This window comes from Diaphorobacter oryzae DSM 22780 (genome assembly GCF_059568935.1).
The window spans coordinates 117,529-132,955 of the sequence record NZ_JCANUL010000005.1 but is presented as its reverse complement, the minus strand read 5'-3'; the positions used below and the strand labels follow the sequence as shown (position 1 = coordinate 132,955).

Annotated in this window: 13 protein-coding genes; 7 read left to right on the top strand and 6 right to left on the bottom strand. The window is 71.5% G+C overall.

Translation table 11 applies throughout. From position 1 onward, the window contains the following. Positions 1–47: 47 nt before the first annotated feature. On the bottom strand, positions 48–956 hold the full coding sequence (locus tag BP68_RS10310; protein ID WP_496371341.1) for an NAD(P)-dependent oxidoreductase: 909 nt from the start codon (positions 954–956) through the stop codon (positions 48–50). A gap of 68 nt (positions 957–1,024) precedes the next feature. After that, on the bottom strand, positions 1,025–2,461 hold the full coding sequence (locus BP68_RS10305; RefSeq protein ID WP_496371339.1) for an aldehyde dehydrogenase: 1,437 nt from the start codon (positions 2,459–2,461) through the stop codon (positions 1,025–1,027). A gap of 184 nt (positions 2,462–2,645) precedes the next feature. Between BP68_RS10305 and BP68_RS10300 the strand changes: the two genes are divergently transcribed. Beyond that, complete coding sequence (locus BP68_RS10300; protein ID WP_496371337.1) at positions 2,646–3,314, top strand: GntR family transcriptional regulator; 669 nt, start codon at positions 2,646–2,648, stop codon at positions 3,312–3,314. 2 nt (positions 3,315–3,316) lie between these two features. Here BP68_RS10300 and BP68_RS10295 read toward each other — a convergent pair whose 3' ends face one another. Then, a complete protein-coding gene (locus BP68_RS10295; protein ID WP_496371335.1) occupies positions 3,317–3,844 on the bottom strand; it encodes a shikimate kinase in 528 nt (175 codons plus the stop codon). Between the two features lie 99 nt (positions 3,845–3,943). Here BP68_RS10295 and BP68_RS10290 point away from each other — a divergent pair, with 99 nt between their 5' ends. Together BP68_RS10290 and BP68_RS10285 are read left to right on the top strand one after the other, a co-directional pair. Beyond that, entirely contained in the window at positions 3,944–4,837 is an 894-nt protein-coding gene (locus tag BP68_RS10290) for a YihY/virulence factor BrkB family protein (protein ID WP_496371333.1), read from the top strand. A gap of 110 nt (positions 4,838–4,947) precedes the next feature. Continuing rightward, complete coding sequence (locus tag BP68_RS10285) at positions 4,948–5,751, top strand: glycine zipper 2TM domain-containing protein (protein WP_496371331.1); 804 nt, start codon at positions 4,948–4,950, stop codon at positions 5,749–5,751. A 189-nt stretch (positions 5,752–5,940) separates the two neighbouring features. On the opposite strand, the gene BP68_RS10280 is transcribed toward BP68_RS10285, so the two are convergent. Continuing rightward, complete coding sequence (locus tag BP68_RS10280; protein ID WP_496371329.1) at positions 5,941–6,714, bottom strand: ferredoxin--NADP reductase; 774 nt, start codon at positions 6,712–6,714, stop codon at positions 5,941–5,943. 204 nt (positions 6,715–6,918) lie between these two features. On the opposite strand from BP68_RS10280, the gene BP68_RS10275 reads away from it, so the two are divergent. The 4 genes from BP68_RS10275 to BP68_RS10260 are packed head-to-tail and all read left to right on the top strand — an operon-like array spanning position 6,919 to position 11,564. Next, positions 6,919–8,115, top strand: coding sequence for an ABC transporter substrate-binding protein (locus tag BP68_RS10275; protein WP_496371327.1), 1,197 nt, complete (start codon positions 6,919–6,921; stop codon positions 8,113–8,115). Positions 8,116–8,125: 10 nt separating this feature from the next. Further along, entirely contained in the window at positions 8,126–10,033 is a 1,908-nt protein-coding gene (locus BP68_RS10270; protein ID WP_496371325.1) for an ABC transporter permease, read from the top strand. After that, positions 10,030–10,791: an ABC transporter ATP-binding protein gene (locus BP68_RS10265; protein ID WP_496371323.1), complete on the top strand. Its 762-nt coding sequence runs from the start codon at positions 10,030–10,032 to the stop codon at positions 10,789–10,791. The genes BP68_RS10270 and BP68_RS10265 overlap by 4 nt, the downstream gene beginning before the upstream one ends. After that, positions 10,788–11,564 carry an ABC transporter ATP-binding protein gene (locus BP68_RS10260; protein ID WP_496371321.1) on the top strand — a complete coding sequence of 259 codons (777 nt, stop codon included), beginning with the start codon at positions 10,788–10,790 and terminating at the stop codon, positions 11,562–11,564. Before BP68_RS10265 ends, BP68_RS10260 begins: the two co-directional genes overlap by 4 nt. 20 nt (positions 11,565–11,584) lie before the next feature. Here the strand turns inward: BP68_RS10260 and BP68_RS10255 are convergent, their stop codons facing one another. Both BP68_RS10255 and BP68_RS10250 read right to left on the bottom strand, forming a co-directional pair. Continuing rightward, on the bottom strand, positions 11,585–13,591 hold the full coding sequence (locus BP68_RS10255) for a fibronectin type III domain-containing protein (RefSeq protein WP_496371319.1): 2,007 nt from the start codon (positions 13,589–13,591) through the stop codon (positions 11,585–11,587). A gap of 199 nt (positions 13,592–13,790) precedes the next feature. After that, positions 13,791–15,332, bottom strand: coding sequence for a YifB family Mg chelatase-like AAA ATPase (locus BP68_RS10250; protein ID WP_496371317.1), 1,542 nt, complete (start codon positions 15,330–15,332; stop codon positions 13,791–13,793). Positions 15,333–15,427 lie beyond the last annotated feature (95 nt).

Sequence of the window (15,427 nt, the reverse complement as noted above, 5' to 3'; positions counted from 1 at the left end):
GCCTCGTGTAGGGGCTGCGGTGGTGAATGGGTTGAGGGAGCGGGCGCTCAGGCCGCGTCGGCGGGCTTGGCGGGCACGGTGGGGCAGCCCCAGTCGGCCCAGAGCTTGGCCACCGCGGCATAGTCGTCGCGGCCATAGCCGGCGGCGGTGGCCATGTCGTAGACGCTGTGCGAACCCTGGATGGCGAACAGCGGCACGCCCAGGGTCTGCGCCAGCTGCAGGGCCAGGACGGAGTCCTTGCGCGCCGCGTCCAGCGGCATGCCGCCTGCGTAGTGGCCCTGCACGATGCGTTCGGCATAGCGGTGGGTCAGGGGGCGGTGCAGGCCCATCTGCGCGTCCGACAGTAGGGTGATGAGCTTTTGCGTGTCCACGCCCGCTGCCGTGGCCATGGCGCCGGCCTCGGCCACCACGATCATCACGGCGTGTGCCACGGCGTTGTTGATGACCTTGGCGGCGGCGCCGGCGCCCAGGGCGCCGAAGTAGACCTGCTTGCTGGCGATGGCATCGAGCACGCCCTGGGCGCGCTCGATGGCCGCGGGGTCGCCGCCCAGGGCCAGCGAGGCCGTGCCGGCCACCATCTGGCCCACGCCGGCCATGATGGAGGCGTCGACCACGTCGATGCCGAACGGCGCCAGCACCTTTTGCTCGGCGTGGATGTGCTCGGGGTTCACGGTGCTGGTCTCCAGCACCACGGCGCCGCGCGGCAGCTGGGGCGCGATCTGCGCCAGTACGGCCAGCGAGATCGTGGGGTTGGGCAGGCACAGCACCACGATCTGGGTGGCCTTCAGGTCTTCGGGGGCGGTGATGGCCTGGCCGCCGAACTTGTCCTTGGCGCGTGCCAGGGCGGCTGGGTCGAGGTCAAACACCTGGGTGGCGAACTGTGCACCCACGCGCTCGGCCAGCGGGAAACCCATGTTGCCCAGGCCGTAAATGGCGACGGTTGGAGAGGAAGACATAGCGAAAGAATCCAAAAAACAGGGGCGGCTCGGCCCGGGCGGGGCCGCCGGAAACAAGGGAAGGCGGTTTACTTGGCCACGGACAGCGGCTGCGCGTGCAGGCCGAAGTACATGCTCTTGACCTGGGCGTAGAGCTTCAGGCCGTCAATGCCCTTCTCGCGCCCGACGCCGCTGTTCTTGAAGCCGCCGAAGGGCGTGCTGGTCACCGACTGCTTGTAGGTGTTGATCCACACCGAGCCGGCTTCCAGCGCGCGGCCGATGCGCCAGGCCTTCTTGAAGTTCTCGGTCCAGATGCCGCAGGCCAGGCCGAAGGCCGTGCCGTTGGCCTGCTGGATGAGGTCGGCTTCGTCCTGGAAGGGCAGGGCCACCAGCACGGGGCCGAAGGCTTCTTCCTGGCAGGCCACGGCGTCGTAGCCCAGGCCGTCGATCACCGTGGGCAGGTAGTAGGCGCCCTGGTCGAACTCGCCACCCGTGGGGGCTTCGCCGCCGCAGAGGATGCGGCCGCCCTCGGCGCGGGCGTTGTCCACGAAGCGGGCCACGCGCTCGCGGTGGTGGAAGGAGGACAGCGGGCCCATTTCCACGCCGTCGGCGTCGGGGGCGGCCACCTTGATGGTCTTGGCGCGCGCCACGACCTGGCCCAGCACCTCGTCGTAGACGCTGGCTTCAATGAACAGGCGCGAGCCGGCCACGCAGGACTGGCCGGCCGAGCCGAAGATGCCCGCCACCACGGCCGCCACGGCGTGCTCGCGGTCGGCGTCGGCAAACACCACATGGGGCGACTTGCCGCCCAGTTCCAGCGCCGTGGGGATCAGCTTGTCGCCGGCCACGCGGGCAATCGCGCGGCCCGAGGTCGTGCCGCCCGTGAAGGACACCATGCGCACGCCGGGGTGGGCCACCAGGGCAGCGCCCACGTCGGCGCCACGCCCCTGCACGACCTGCAGCAGATCCCGGGGCAGGCCGGCGGCCAGCGCAATGCGCGCCAGCTCCGGGGCCAGCAGCGGCGAGTCTTCCGAGGGCTTGAGGATCACGGCGTTGCCGGCGGCCAGTGCCGGTGCGACCTTGGTCGCATCGTTCATGATCGGCGAGTTCCAGGGCGTGATCGCGGCCACCACGCCGAAGGGCTCAAGCACCGTGAACGACACATAGTCGCCGCGTGCGGGCGTCACGTCGGTCTCCAGCGTTTCGCAGACGCCGGCGTAGTATCGGAACGTGCCGATGGCGGAGTCCACCATGCCGCGGCATTCGCCCAGCGGCTTGCCGTTGTCCTGCATCTGCAGGCGCGCCAGGGATTCCTTCTCGGCCTGCAGGCCGTCGGCGATGGCGTGCAGCACCAGCGCGCGCTTGTGCGGCAGCAGCGACTTCCAGCCGGAATGGTGGAAGGCCTGCCAGGCGCGCTCGACGGTAGCATCGAGCGCGGCCGAGGACGTGGTGGCCATGCGCGCGATTTCCTGGCCGTTGGCGGGGTTGGTGCTGATGAGTTCTTGGGAGTCGAAAGACGGTGCCATGACGGGGTCCAGAGTTGAGGCTGGGTGGCAGTCTAAGTAGCACTTCCGCCAAGTTCAACGAGCACGTTGTCGCCGATTCTGGTGATAGAAATATTGATAAAAATGGAGGACATGCAGGCACTGCGGTGCTGCGTCTGCACCCAGTCATCGGGCATTCCAAATGAACACACACCGGCAATCAGCCATGGACGTGGGCGCATTCCCACAGGCCGAACTTTCCCCTCAGGTCGCGGCGGTCATCGAGGCCATAGAGACCGACATCATCCGCGGCATCATCCTGCCGCGCACGCGCCTCATCGAGGACCACCTCATGGAGGACTACAACGCCAAGCGCCATGTGGTGCGCGCCGCGTTGACCGAGCTGCAACGTCTGGGCGTGGTGGTCAAACCGCCGCATCTGGGTGCGCGCATTCGCCGCTTCGATGCACAGAGCCTGGAGGACCTGTACCACTTTCGCGCGGTGTTGCACCGCGCCGCGGTCGAGGCCATGGCGCTGCCCGTGGAGGAGAGCCGCTTGGCGCCCGTGCGCGAGGCCGCGCAGGCCCATGCGCAGGCCGCCGCATCGGGGGATCTGATCGCCATCCACCGCACGAACATGGCGTTCCACCGCCTGTTCTATGGCCTGTGCGGCAATGCCTACATTGCGGAGTCCATCCGCCTGCACGACTGGCTGAGCTTTCCGGCGCGCGCCTACGCGATTGCCGACCGCCAGGCGCTGGGACGCGCCTGCGAGGAGCACACGCAGATGGTGCAGGCGCTGGCCGATGCGGACCGGCCGCGCCTGGTGGAGCTGGCCCTGGGCCACATGCGCCCGGCGTGGCAGATCTACGCCGACAAATACCTGTCCCGCTGACGCTAGCCCTGCGGCGCCATCTCCAGCTGCATCACGATCATGTTCACCAGCGTGTGCACCGTGGGGCGGCCGGTCTCGATGACGTAGTGCGCGGTCTCGCGGTACAGGGGATCGCGGGCGCGGTAGAGCTCGCGCAGGCGGGCCAAGGGGTCGGCCACCTGCAGCAGCGGGCGGGCGCGGTCGTGCTTCACGCGCTTGAAGATGTCCTCGGGCGAGGCGCGCAGGTACATCACATGGGCAAAGCCGCGGCGCAGGGCCGCGCGGTTGTCCTCGCGCAGCACGGCGCCGCCGCCGGTGGACAGCACCATGCCGCCGGGCTCGGCCGCCAGCTCGGCCAGCAGGGCCGCCTCGTGGTCGCGAAAGGCCTGCTCGCCATGTTGGTCGAAGTAGGCACGGATGCTGGTGCCCAGCCTCTGCTCCAGCCGCTGGTCCAGGTCCACGAAGGGAAGTTCCAGGCGGCGGGCCAGCTGCCGGCCCACCGTGGATTTGCCGGAGCCCGGCATGCCGACCAGGGCGCAACGCGTTTGCATGCTTGAGTGTTCTGTGAAGGGAGGATGGAGTGTAAGGCGCGGCCACCCGCCCGGCCGCCCGCACCGCGGGGCATGGATGGGGCTGTGCACAATCGGGCCATGCCCTTGTCCCTCTCGACCTTGCGCGCCCCCGTGCGGCGCTTGTTGCATCCCGTGGCGCCCGTGCTGCACGCCACGCGGCTGTGGCTGGACGCGGACGGCCTGCGCATGAGCGCCGCGATGTCCTTCTACGGCATGCTGAGCCTGGCGCCGCTGCTGTTGCTGCTGGTGGGCGTGCTGGGCTGGTGGATCGACCGGTCGTACCTGGAGACCAACCTGATCGCGCAGGTGCAGGGCGTGATGGGCGAGCGCGGGGCCGAGGTGGTGCGCCTGGCGCTGGCCAGCGCCACGGCGCCGGCCGAGGGGCGGCTGGCGTCCATCGCCGGCTTCGTGCTGCTGCTGTCGGGCGCCACGGGCGTGTTCGTGGAGCTGCAGTCGGCGCTGGAGCGGCTGTGGTCCGGCGGCCAGCCGGCGCCCGAGCGCGCGGCCTGGTGGCGCATGGCGTCGCTGCGGCTGCGCGGGCTGGCCTATGTGCTGGCGATCGGCTTTCTGCTGCTGGTGTCGCTGGTGCTGTCTACGGCCATCAACGTGGTGGCGACCTGGGCCAGCGACAGCCTGCCGTTCGGCTCAAGCGCGCTGCTGCGCGTGATCAACGAGTCGGTGGCCTTCGCCGTGGCGGTGCTGCTGTTCGTGGGGCTGATGCGCATCGGCAGCGGCCCCAAGCCGCCGCTGCCCTGCCTGGCGTTCGGGGCCGTGGTGGGCGCGGTGCTGTTCACGGCGGGCAAGCAGGGGCTGGCGCTGTACCTGTCCACGGCGGCCGTGGTGTCGGCCTATGGTGCGGCGGGCTCGCTGGTGGTGCTGCTGATGTGGATCTACTTCTCGTCGGCGGTGCTGCTGTTTGCGGCCAGCTGCGCGCGGGCGCTGCACGAGGCGCGCACGGCCGGCGCCGGGTGACCTCTCTTTACGACCGTTACAGCGCGCGCGGGATTGTGAAGCCGGGGGGGCGGTAGGCTGCACGGGCCGTGGCGCACGGACGCCCGACCACCCTACGAGAGGACTCTTGCATGACCCCCAACACCCCCCTGGCACCGGCGGCCACCCTGAAATGGCTCTGGGCCGCTGTGGGCGCGCTCGGCGTGAGCGTGCTGGCCCTGGGCGGCACGCTGCTGGCGCAGAACCTGCGCGGCGATGCGGCGCCCGCGGCGCAGGGCGTGGCCGCAGCGGCGCGCACGCCGGAATCCGAGATCATCGAGGAAAAGGCGCAAAAAATGCCTCCAGCGCACATGCAGCAAGCGCTGAATGCTACTGATTTGGGAGCAAATGGCGCCGCGCCGCAGGCCTATGCGCAGGCGCGGCCCCAGCCCCAGGTGCAGCCCTATCCACAGCCTTCTGCACAGGGTTATGCACAGCCCCGGCCGGCCCCGGCCCCTGTGCAGCGCGGCGATCCGTACCTGCAGCCGGCCACGCAGCGCCAGGCCGCGGCGCCGGTCTGCGCCAGCTGCGGGCGGGTGGAGTCGGTGCGGGCCATCGAGCAGGCGGCGCCCGCTACGGGCGTGGGCGCGGTGGCCGGTGGCGTGCTGGGCGGCGTGCTGGGCAACCAGATCGGCAAGGGTTCGGGCCGCACGGCCGCCACGGTGCTGGGCGCCGTGGGCGGCGGCTATGTGGGCCACCAGGTGGAGCAGCGCACCCGCACGACCACCGTGTACCAGATGCGCGTGCGCATGGACGATGGCTCGGTGCGCAGCTTCACGCGTTCGCAGCCCGTGGCCGAGGGCACGCCCGTGCGCGCGGAGGGCAAGGGCTTTCGCGTGGACGATCGCGCCGCGACCGGCGCGCAGCCGGTTTACGTTTCGGACCGGAGTTATTGAGGTTTTTGGGCTCTAGCCCAATACCAGAAAGCGCGAAAAGCTATAAAAATAGCAGCGCTTCCTTGAAACTGGCGCACCCCATGCCAGCAGACGCCGCGGAGCGGGCTGCGCCCGGCCGCTGGCGTCGTCCTCCTTCCCGGCGCAGCCGAGAGAAGGGGGAAGCGGCGCAGCCGCTCAGGGGGATGATCTCTATTTCTCGACGAAGGCCCGTTCGACCACGAAGTCGCCCGGCGTGCTGGTGTTGCCTTCCTCGAAGTCGCGCTTTTCCAGCATGGCCTTGAGGTCGGCCAGCATGTCGGGGCTGCCGCAGAGCATCACGCGGTCCGTGAGCGGGTTCAGCGGCGGCAGGCCGATGTTGGCGGGGAAGGTGCCGTCGTTGATCAAGTCGGTGATGCGGCCCTGGTTGCGGAAGGGCTCGCGCGTGACCGTCGGGTAGTAGATCAGCTTGTCCTTGACGATCTCGCCCAGGAACTCGTGGTTGGGCAGTTCCTTCTCGAATAGGTCCTGGTAGGCCAGCTCGTTCACCTGGCGCACGCCGTGCACCACGATCACCTTCTCGAAGCGCTCGTAGGTGTCGGGGTCGCGCACGATGGACAGCCAGGGCGCCAGGCCCGTGCCGGTGCCGATCAGGTACAGGTTCTTGCCGGGCAGCAGGTAGTCGATCAGCAGTGTGCCCGTGGGCTTCTTGCCGACGACGATGGTGTCGCCCACCTGGATGTTCTGCAGGCGCGAGGTCAGCGGGCCGTCGGGCACCTTGATGGACAGGAATTCCAGGTGCTCTTCCCAGTTCGGGCTGGCGATGGAGTAGGCACGCAGCAGCGGCTTGCCGTCCACCTTCAGGCCGATCATGGTGAAGTGGCCGTTGGAGAAACGCAGGGCGGGGTCGCGCGTGGTGGTGAAGGAGAACAGGCGGTCGGTCCAGTGGTGTACGGAGAGAACTCGCTCTTCGAGGAATGCGCTCATGGATGGACAGGGAAAAAGAGTGAAAGGGAGAGGGCTGGTGCCAATGAGGCTAGTTTCACCGTTTTGTTATTCGCAAGGGGCATAAGCCGAAATGCGCCGGCCTGCCCGCCCGTCATGCGGGCAAACCCGGTCATTGTCGGGCAAACTCGCGCCGGGGGTACAGTTGCAGTGCCCTGGCACTGACCTGCGGCAAAGGATTTGATCATGCACAAGCCCCTCTCCCTTCTTCTGTCCACCCTGCTCTGGGGCGTGGGCGCGGCCCATGCGCAGGGCGTCTACAAGATCGGGGAGATCAACAGCTACAAGGCCCAGCCCGCGTTCCTGGAGCCCTACAAGAAGGGCATGGAACTGGCGGTGGAGCAGGTCAACGCGGCCGGCGGCGTCCACGGCAAGAAGCTGGCGCTGGTGGTGCGTGACGACAACGGCACGCCCGGCGACGCCGTGCGCGCGGCCGAGGAGCTGATCGCGCGCGAGAAGGTGGACGTGCTCATGGGCAGCTTCCTGTCGCACGTGGGCCTGGCGCTCACGGACTTCGCGCAGCAGAAAAAGCGCTTTTTCCTGGCCGCCGAGCCGCTCACCGACAAGATCGTGTGGAGCCAGGGCAACCGCTACACCTTCCGCCTGCGCCCCTCCACCTACATGCAGGTGGCCATGCTGGTGCCCGAGGCCGCGGCCATGAAGAAGAAGCGCTGGGCCATCGTCTACCCCAACTACGAGTACGGCCAGTCGGCCGTGGCCACCTTCAAGCAGCTGCTCAAGGCCGCGCAGCCGGACGTGGAGTTCGTCGCCGAGCAGGCCACGCCGCTGGGCAAGGTGGACGCGGGCAGCGTGGTGCAGGCGCTGCAGGACGCCCGGCCCGATGCCATCTTCAACGTGCTGTTCGCCGCCGACCTGGCCAAGTTCGTGCGCGAGGGCAACACGCGCGGCCTGTTCCAGGGGCGCGGCGTGGTCAGCCTGCTGTCGGGCGAGCCCGAGTACCTGGACACGCTGAAGAAAGAAACGCCCGAGGGCTGGATCGTCACCGGCTACCCCTGGTACGCCATCCAGACGCCCGAGCACCAGGCCTTCCTGGACGCCTACCAGAAGCGCTTCCAGGACTACCCGCGCGCCGGCTCCGTGGTGGGCTACAACGCCATCCAGTCCCTCGCCGCGGGCCTGGCCAAGGCCGGCTCGGCCGACACCGAAAAGCTCATCGCCGCCTTCCGCGGCCTGGAGGTGAAGACGCCGTTCGGCCCCATCACCTACCGCGTGCAGGACCACCAGTCCACCATGGGCGCCTACGTGGGCAAGACCGCGCAGCAGGGCGGCAAGGGCGTGATGGTGGACTTCCGCTACCAGGACGGCGCCAAGTTCCAGCCCAGCGACGCCGAGGTGAAGACGCTGCGCCCGGCCGCGCCCTGAAGCGGGTCGCATGGACCTTTCCGGCCTTCTGGCCCAGCTGCTCAACGGGCTGGCGGGCGCGTCCACGCTGTTCCTGGTGGCGGCGGGGCTGTCGCTGATCTTCGGCGTCACGCGCATCGTCAACTTCGCGCACGGCTCGTTCTACATGCTGGGCCTGTACCTGGCCTACGCCCTGGTGGAGCACCTGGGCGAGGCCCTGGGCTTCTGGCCCGCGCTGCTGCTGGCGCCGCTGGCCGTGGGCCTGCTGGGCGCGGCGGTGGAGCTGCTGCTGCTGCGCCGCATCTACCGCGCGCCCGAGCTGCTGCAGCTGTTGGCCACGTTCGCGCTGGTGCTGGTCATCAAGGATGCGGCGCTGTGGCTCTGGGGGCCCGAGGAGCTGCTGGGGCCGCGCGCGCCGGGCCTGGAGGGCGCGGTGGAACTGCTGGGCCGGCGCTTTCCCGCGTACGACCTGTTCCTGATCGCCGTGGGCCCGCTGGTGCTGCTGCTGCTGACCCTGCTGCTCACCCGCACGCGCTGGGGCACGCTGGTGCGCGCCGCCACGCAGGACCGCGAAATGGTCGGCGCCTTGGGCGTGAACCAGGCCTGGCTGTTCACCGGCGTGTTCGCGCTGGGTGCCTTCCTGGCCGGGCTGGGCGGCGCGCTGCAGCTGCCGCGCGAGCCCGCCAGCTTGGAGCTGGACATGCTCACCATCGGCGCGGCCTTCGTGGTGGTGGTGGTGGGCGGCATGGGCTCGCTGCCCGGCGCGTTCGTGGCGGCGCTGCTGATCGCCGAACTCAAGGCCCTGTGCATCTGGCTGGGCGTGGTGCAGTTGGGCGGGGTGGAGATCGCCTTTCCCAAGCTCACGCTGGTGGTCGAATTCCTCGTCATGGCGCTGGTCCTGGTCTGGCGGCCCTGGGGGCTGATGGGCCGGCCGCAGGCGCCGGTGCGCACCGTGGGTGCGCCCGAGGCGCCGCTGCAACCCGCCGGCCCGCGCGCCACGGCCGCCTGGGCGGCCCTGCTGCTGGGGCTGGCGCTGCTGCCGCTGGCCGTGGGGCAGGACAGCTACGCCACCGTGCTGCTGACCGACATGGCGGTGGCCGCGCTGTTCGCCGCCAGCCTGCACTTCATCCTGGGGCCGGGCGGCCTGCATTCCTTCGGCCACGCGGCCTACTTCGGCCTGGGGGCCTACGGCGCGGCGCTGCTGGTGCGCGGGCTGGGCCTGCCCATGGGCGCGGTGCTGCTGCTGGCGCCCCTGGCGGCGGCCGCGGGCGCGCTGCTCTACGGCTGGTTCAGCGTGCGCCTGTCGGGCGTGTACCTCACCATGCTCACGCTGGCGTTCGCGCAGATCACCTGGGCCATCGCCTTCCAGTGGGACGGCTTCACCGGCGGCAGCAACGGCATCACCGGCGTCTGGCCGCCCGACTGGGCCGCCACGGGCGCGGCGTTCTACTGGCTGGCGCTGGTCCTCGGCGCGGCGGGCATCTATGCGCTGCGGCGCATGCTGTTCTCGCCCTTCGGCTGGGCGCTGCGGGCCGCGCGCGACTCGGCCCTGCGCGCCGATGCCATCGGCATCCATGTGCGCCACATCCAGTGGGCGGCCTTCGTGGTGGCCGGGCTGCTGGCGGGGCTGGCGGGGGCGCTGTTCGCGTTCTCCAAGGGCAGCATCGCACCCGATGCGCTGTCGGTGTCCCGGTCGGTGGACGCGCTGGTCATGGTGCTGCTGGGCGGCATGCAGGCCCTGGCCGGGCCGCTGGTGGGCGCCGGCGTCTTCACCTGGCTGCACGACACCGTGGCGCGCAGCACCGAATACTGGCGCGCCCTGCTGGGCGCCACCATGTTGCTGCTGGTGCTGCTGTTTCCGCAGGGAATTTCGGGTTTTGCGCAGGCGTGGAAAGAGCGAGCAGCTATCAAAAACAAAGCAACCGAGGGGGCGGCATGAGCCTGCTGCGCGTGGAAGGCCTGCGCAAATCCTTCGGCGGCGTGCAGGCCGTGCAGGGCGTTTCGTTCCAGCTCGCGGCGGGCGAGCTGCTGGCCCTCATCGGCCCCAACGGCGCGGGCAAGACCACCACCTTCAACATGGTGGGCGGCCAGCTGGCGCCCGACGGCGGCCGCGTGCTGCTGGACGGCCAGGACATCACCGGCCTGCCGCCGCGCGCCATCTGGCGGCGCGGCGTGGGGCGCACCTTCCAGATCGCGCAGACCTTCGCCAGCTTCACCGTGCTGCAGAACGTGCAGATGGCGCTGCTGTCCCACGACCGGCGCCTGCGCCGCTGGTGGCAGCGCGCCGCCGCCCATCGCCCGGGCGAGGCGCTGGAGTTGCTGGCCCAGGTGGACATGGCGCCCCAGGCGCAGCGCCCCTGCAGCGAGCTGGCCTACGGCGACGTCAAGCGCGTGGAGCTGGCCATGGCCCTGGCCCACCGGCCGCGCCTGCTGCTCATGGACGAGCCCACGGCCGGCATGGCGCCGGCCGAGCGCGTGGCGCTGATGCAGCTCACGCGCGCCATCGCGCGGCAGCAGCAGATGGGCGTGCTGTTCACCGAGCACAGCATGGACGTGGTCTTCGGCCAGGCCGACCGCGTGGCCGTGCTGGTGCGCGGCCAGCTGCTGGCGCAAGGCGCCCCCGCGCAGATCCGCGATGACGCGCGCGTGCAGGCCGCCTACCTGGGCACGGGCCTGGTGCCGGGGACTCAGGAATGATCAAAAACGATAGCTACTCGCGCTTGTCAGACGGGCGCTGGAGCCCTGAAACGCCCTTGCTCAGCGTGGAGGGCCTGCACGCCTGGTACGGCGCGGCCCATATCCTGCACGGCGTGTCGCTGGCCGTGGGGCGCGGCGAGGTCGTGGCCCTGATGGGGCGCAACGGCGCGGGCAAGAGCACCACGCTCAAGAGCATCGCCGGCCTGCTGGAGCGCACCGAGGGCCGCATCCACTTCCAGAGCCGGCGCATCGACCGCCAGCCGCCGTACCGCATCGCCCGCGCCGGCCTGGGCTACGTGCCCGAGGACCGGCGCATCTTCACCGACCTCACGGTGCTCGAAAACCTGGAGGTGGGCCGCCAGCCGCCCCGCCACTGGCCCGGCGGCGCGCCCGTGCCGCACTGGACGCCCGAGCGCCTGTTCCTGCTCTTCCCCAACCTGGGCGAGATGCCTGACCGCCCGGGCGGGCGCATGAGCGGCGGCGAGCAGCAGATGCTCACCGTCGCCCGCACCCTCATGGGCCAGCCCTGCCTGGTGCTGCTGGACGAGCCGTCCGAGGGCGTGGCCCCGCTGATCGTCGAGCAGATGGCCCGCACCATCCTGGAGCTCAAGGCCCAGGGCATCGGCATCCTGCTGAGCGAGCAGAACCTGCCCTTCGCCCAGGCCGTGGCCGACCGCGCCTGCGTGCTGGAAAAGGGCCAGATCGTCTACAGCGCCGCCATGGCAGACCTGGCGGGCGACGCGGCGGCGCGGCGGCTGTACCTGGGGGTGTAGGCCCCGCGCCTACCCCGGCTTCAGCGGCGCCCGGGGCGCCGCGCCGCCAGCGCGGCCAGGCCCAGCGCCCCCGACAGCAGCAGCAGGCCCCACTGCGACAGCGTGGGAATGGCCGCCGCGCCGGCCGGCGCCGCCCGCAGCCCCGCGCCCGAGGGGTCGACGATGCGGCCATTGCTGCCGTCGCCGTCGTCATCGCCCGGCCCGCCGTCGCGCAGGGTGAAGGTGGCGCGGCCCTCGGTGGCGGTGTTGGCGAGGGTGGCGGGGTATTGCTGCCAGGCGCCGCCGCGCAGCTTCCAGTAGCGCGTGCCCGCGTCCAGGGGCTGGGGGTAGACGATGGTCATGGTCACGTCGCCGGCGTGGCAGCCCGCCAGCACGAAGTCCAGCACGCCGTGGGCGAACACGGGCGCGCCGGGGGCGGGCGCCGGGGTCTGCAGCTGCGCGCTCTCGAAGGTACAGGTCGCGCCACCGCCGGTGAAGCTGGCGCTCACCGCGCCCGTGGCCGCCATGCCCGAGAAGCTGCGCCGCACCGGCGTGGCCGTGGCCGGCGCCGACGGCGGCGATGTGCCGGCGGCATTGCCGGCCGTGACGGTGAAGGTGTAGGTGGTGCCATTGCTCAGCCCCGTGGCCGTGCAGCCCGTGGCTGTGGCCGGGCTGGGCACGCAGCTGCCGTGGGGCGGGGTGATGGCGACGCTGTAGCCGGTGATGGCGCCGCCGCCGTCATCGGCCGGGGCCGTCCAGGCCAGCTGCACGCTGGCGTCGCCGGGCGACGCCGTCAGCCCCGTGGGCGCGCCGGGCGCCACGGCGGGGGTGATGAACGCCTGCGTGCTGCTCTGCCCCGTGACGCCCTGGTTGGTGGCGTGCAGGCGGTACCAGTAGCGGGTGCCCGGCGCCAGGCCGCTGAGGCCCGCGCTCACGCTGGTGGCGCCGGCGGCCACGGTGGCCGTGGCGGGCGTGGCCTGCACCGGGGTGCCGCCGCCGCCGTCCACGGTGGCCTGGTCCGTGGCGTAGCGAAAGGAGGTGGTGCTGATATCCGCGCCCACCGCCCGCACCGTGCCGTTCAGCGTGACGGAGCTGGGGGTGAGCTGGGTGTGGGCCGAGATCCATGCCTCGGGTGGTGCGATGGCGAGCGTGATGCGCGGCAGGCCGTCGCCCAGCTGCCATGTCCCGTCGTTGGGCGTCAGGCTGGCGCCCCCACCGCCGCCGCCCACATGTCCGCCGCCGCCGCCGCCGGTATAGCCCCCACCGCCGCCGCCGCCGCCCGGGGCGGTCGGCTCCGAGCTGCCGCCGCCCATGCCTCCGCCATTCGCGCCGCCGTTCCCGCCGTTGGCGTTGCCTCCGCCCGTGCCGCCCGCGCCACCCGTACTGCCCAGCGGGGCCGCAGCGCCGAAGCCGCCGCCGCCGCCACCGCCGCCGCCGTAAGTGGCGTCGCCCCCGGCGGCCCCCGCCTGGGCCAGGTGGCCGCCCGCACCGCCAGGGCCGTACGCGCTGGGACCCACCGATGCACCGCCCGCGCCGCCGCTGGCGGCTGTACCGGCCTGGCCGCCGGCGTCCGGGTTGACGTTGGGGGCAGGGGTGTCGGCATTGCCGCCGGCTCGACTTGTTCCACCGCCGCCTCCGCCGCCCCCCGCGGCAAGAACGATCGGGGCCAGGGTGGCGCCGCCGGGCCGGGCGATGGCCGAGTACCCGCCGCCGCCGCCACCGATGGCCCAGGGCGTGGAGGGGCTGCTGCCGTTGCCGCCCACGGTCAGGTGCAGCGTCTCGCCGGGCGTGACCGGCAGCAGGCCGGTGATGCGCGCGCCCTTGCCGCCCCGGCCGATGGTGTGCGGCAGATGGGAGTAGCTGGTTGCGCTGTCGCCGCCGTTGCCGCCCACCACCTCATAGACCAGCGCATGCACGCCCGCGGGCACGGTGCAGGCGCTGTCGCCCGCCGTGCTCAGGCTCACTCCCACGCAGGCCAGCGCCGGGCCGGCCGCCGCGCAGTACAGCGCCGCCGCAAGGCGTGGGAAGAAGAGGGGATGGCGGTGCATGAATGCTCCTGTTTTGATAGCTTTTGGCGCTTGTCGGTAAAGGGTGAAGTGCCAAAAAAGGCAAAAAAACCGCCGACTGCCGGGCATCGTAGACAGGCGCGACCGCCTTGCCCATCGCACAAATGGACTAGGCAAAGGCGGTGCCTGGTGCGGTAGGCGCGCGGCGGCATGGGCCGGCTGTGCCGCCGCGGACGGGCGCTCAGTGGTCCGGCTTGAGCAGGGCGCGCCGGTACTGCACCGCCTCGGCCACATGGGCCGGGCCCACGGTGTCGCTGCCGGCCAGGTCGGCGATGGTGCGGGCCACCTTCAGCGCGCGGTGCGTGCTGCGGGCCGACCAGGCCAGGCGCGCGGCGGCGGCCTGCAGGAAGCGGGTGGCGGCCTCGTCCAGCGCGGCCAGGCGGTCCAGGTCCCGGCCCTGCAGCGCCTGGTTGGGCCCGCCCTGGCGCCGCAGCGCGCGTTCATGCGCGCGGGCCACGCGCTCGCGCACGGCGGCACTGGGTTCGCCGGCGGGGGCGTTCAAGAGTTCCTCGGCGGGCAGGGCGGGCACCTCCACATGCAGGTCGATGCGGTCCAGCAGCGGGCCGCTCAGCTTGCCCTGGTAGCGTGCGATCTGGTCGGGCGTGCAGCGGCAGGCGCGCTGGTGCGATCCGAAGAAACCGCAGGGGCAGGGGTTCATGGCGGCGACGAGCTGAAAGCGCGCCGGAAACTCCGCGCGCTGCGCCGCCCGGGCGATGGTGATGCGCCCGCTCTCCAGCGGCTCGCGCAGGGCCTCCAGGGCGTTGCGGGCGAACTCCGGAAATTCATCCAGAAACAAAATGCCTTCGTGCGCCAATGAAATCTCGCCCGGCTTCGGGGGCGAGCCTCCGCCCACCAGCGCCACGGCGCTGCAGCTGTGGTGCGGACTGGCGGTGATGCGCTGCATCCACTGTGCGGGCGTGAAGCGCCCGGCCAGGCTGGCCACGGCCGCGCTCTCCAGCGCCTGCTCCACACCCATGGGCGGCAGCAGCCCGGCGAAGCGCTGGGCCAGCATGGACTTGCCCGAGCCCGGCGGGCCGACGAGCAGCACGCCGTGGCCGCCGGCGGCGGCGATCTCCAGCGCGCGCTTGGGGGCCGCCTGGCCCTTCACGTCGGCCAGGTCGGGGCCGCCGCCGTGCACCGCGGGCGCCGCGGCCTGCAGGCGCTGCCAGCCGGTGTCGCCGTCCGGGGGCGGCGGCTGCGTGGCGGCGGGCAGGAATTGGCGCACCACGTCGAGCAGGTGGCGCGCGCGGTAGACCTCGGCGCCGGGCACCAGGGCGGCCTCTTCGGCGCTGCCCGGCGGCAGCACCATGCGCACGGGCGGCTGCAGCGCGCGCAGCGCCAGGCTGGTGGCCAGCGCGCCGCGCACGGGCCGCAGCAGGCCCGACAGCGACAGCTCGCCGGCGAACTCCCAGCCCTCCAGCCGGTCGGCGGCGATCTGCCCGCTGGCGGCCAGGATGCCCAGGGCGATGGGCAGGTCGAAGCGGCCCGAGTCCTTGGGCAGATCGGCCGGCGCCAGGTTGACCGTGATTTTCTTGTTGGAAGGAAACTCCAGCCCGGCGTTCTGCAGCGCCGAGCGCACGCGCTCGCGCGCCTCCTTCACCTCCACATCGGCCAGTCCGACCAGGGCGAAGCTGGGCAGGCCATTGGCCAGATGCACTTCGACGGTGACGGCGGGCGCCTGCAGGCCCAGCAGGGCGCGGCTTTGCACCAAAGCAAGACTCATCGTGCGGACTCTCCCCAGGCAGGTGCGTGCGATCGGCGCAGTGGGTGGCTCGCAGGGGGCGCTGTCGCACTGAATTGGTGCGATATGCGGCCAGA

Excerpts from the sequence above, each read along its gene's own strand:
- BP68_RS10310 (WP_496371341.1), bottom strand. The coding sequence starts at position 956 with ATGTCTTCCTCTCCAACCGTCGCCATTTACGGCCTGGGCAACATGGGT.
- BP68_RS10305 (WP_496371339.1), bottom strand. The coding sequence starts at position 2,461 with ATGGCACCGTCTTTCGACTCCCAAGAACTCATCAGCACCAACCCCGCC.
- BP68_RS10300 (WP_496371337.1), top strand. The coding sequence starts at position 2,646 with ATGGACGTGGGCGCATTCCCACAGGCCGAACTTTCCCCTCAGGTCGCG.
- BP68_RS10295 (WP_496371335.1), bottom strand. The coding sequence starts at position 3,844 with ATGCAAACGCGTTGCGCCCTGGTCGGCATGCCGGGCTCCGGCAAATCC.
- BP68_RS10290 (WP_496371333.1), top strand. The coding sequence starts at position 3,944 with ATGCCCTTGTCCCTCTCGACCTTGCGCGCCCCCGTGCGGCGCTTGTTG.
- BP68_RS10285 (WP_496371331.1), top strand. The coding sequence starts at position 4,948 with ATGACCCCCAACACCCCCCTGGCACCGGCGGCCACCCTGAAATGGCTC.
- BP68_RS10280 (WP_496371329.1), bottom strand. The coding sequence starts at position 6,714 with ATGAGCGCATTCCTCGAAGAGCGAGTTCTCTCCGTACACCACTGGACC.
- BP68_RS10275 (WP_496371327.1), top strand. The coding sequence starts at position 6,919 with ATGCACAAGCCCCTCTCCCTTCTTCTGTCCACCCTGCTCTGGGGCGTG.
- BP68_RS10270 (WP_496371325.1), top strand. The coding sequence starts at position 8,126 with ATGGACCTTTCCGGCCTTCTGGCCCAGCTGCTCAACGGGCTGGCGGGC.
- BP68_RS10265 (WP_496371323.1), top strand. The coding sequence starts at position 10,030 with ATGAGCCTGCTGCGCGTGGAAGGCCTGCGCAAATCCTTCGGCGGCGTG.
- BP68_RS10260 (WP_496371321.1), top strand. The coding sequence starts at position 10,788 with ATGATCAAAAACGATAGCTACTCGCGCTTGTCAGACGGGCGCTGGAGC.
- BP68_RS10255 (WP_496371319.1), bottom strand. The coding sequence starts at position 13,591 with ATGCACCGCCATCCCCTCTTCTTCCCACGCCTTGCGGCGGCGCTGTAC.
- BP68_RS10250 (WP_496371317.1), bottom strand. The coding sequence starts at position 15,332 with ATGAGTCTTGCTTTGGTGCAAAGCCGCGCCCTGCTGGGCCTGCAGGCG.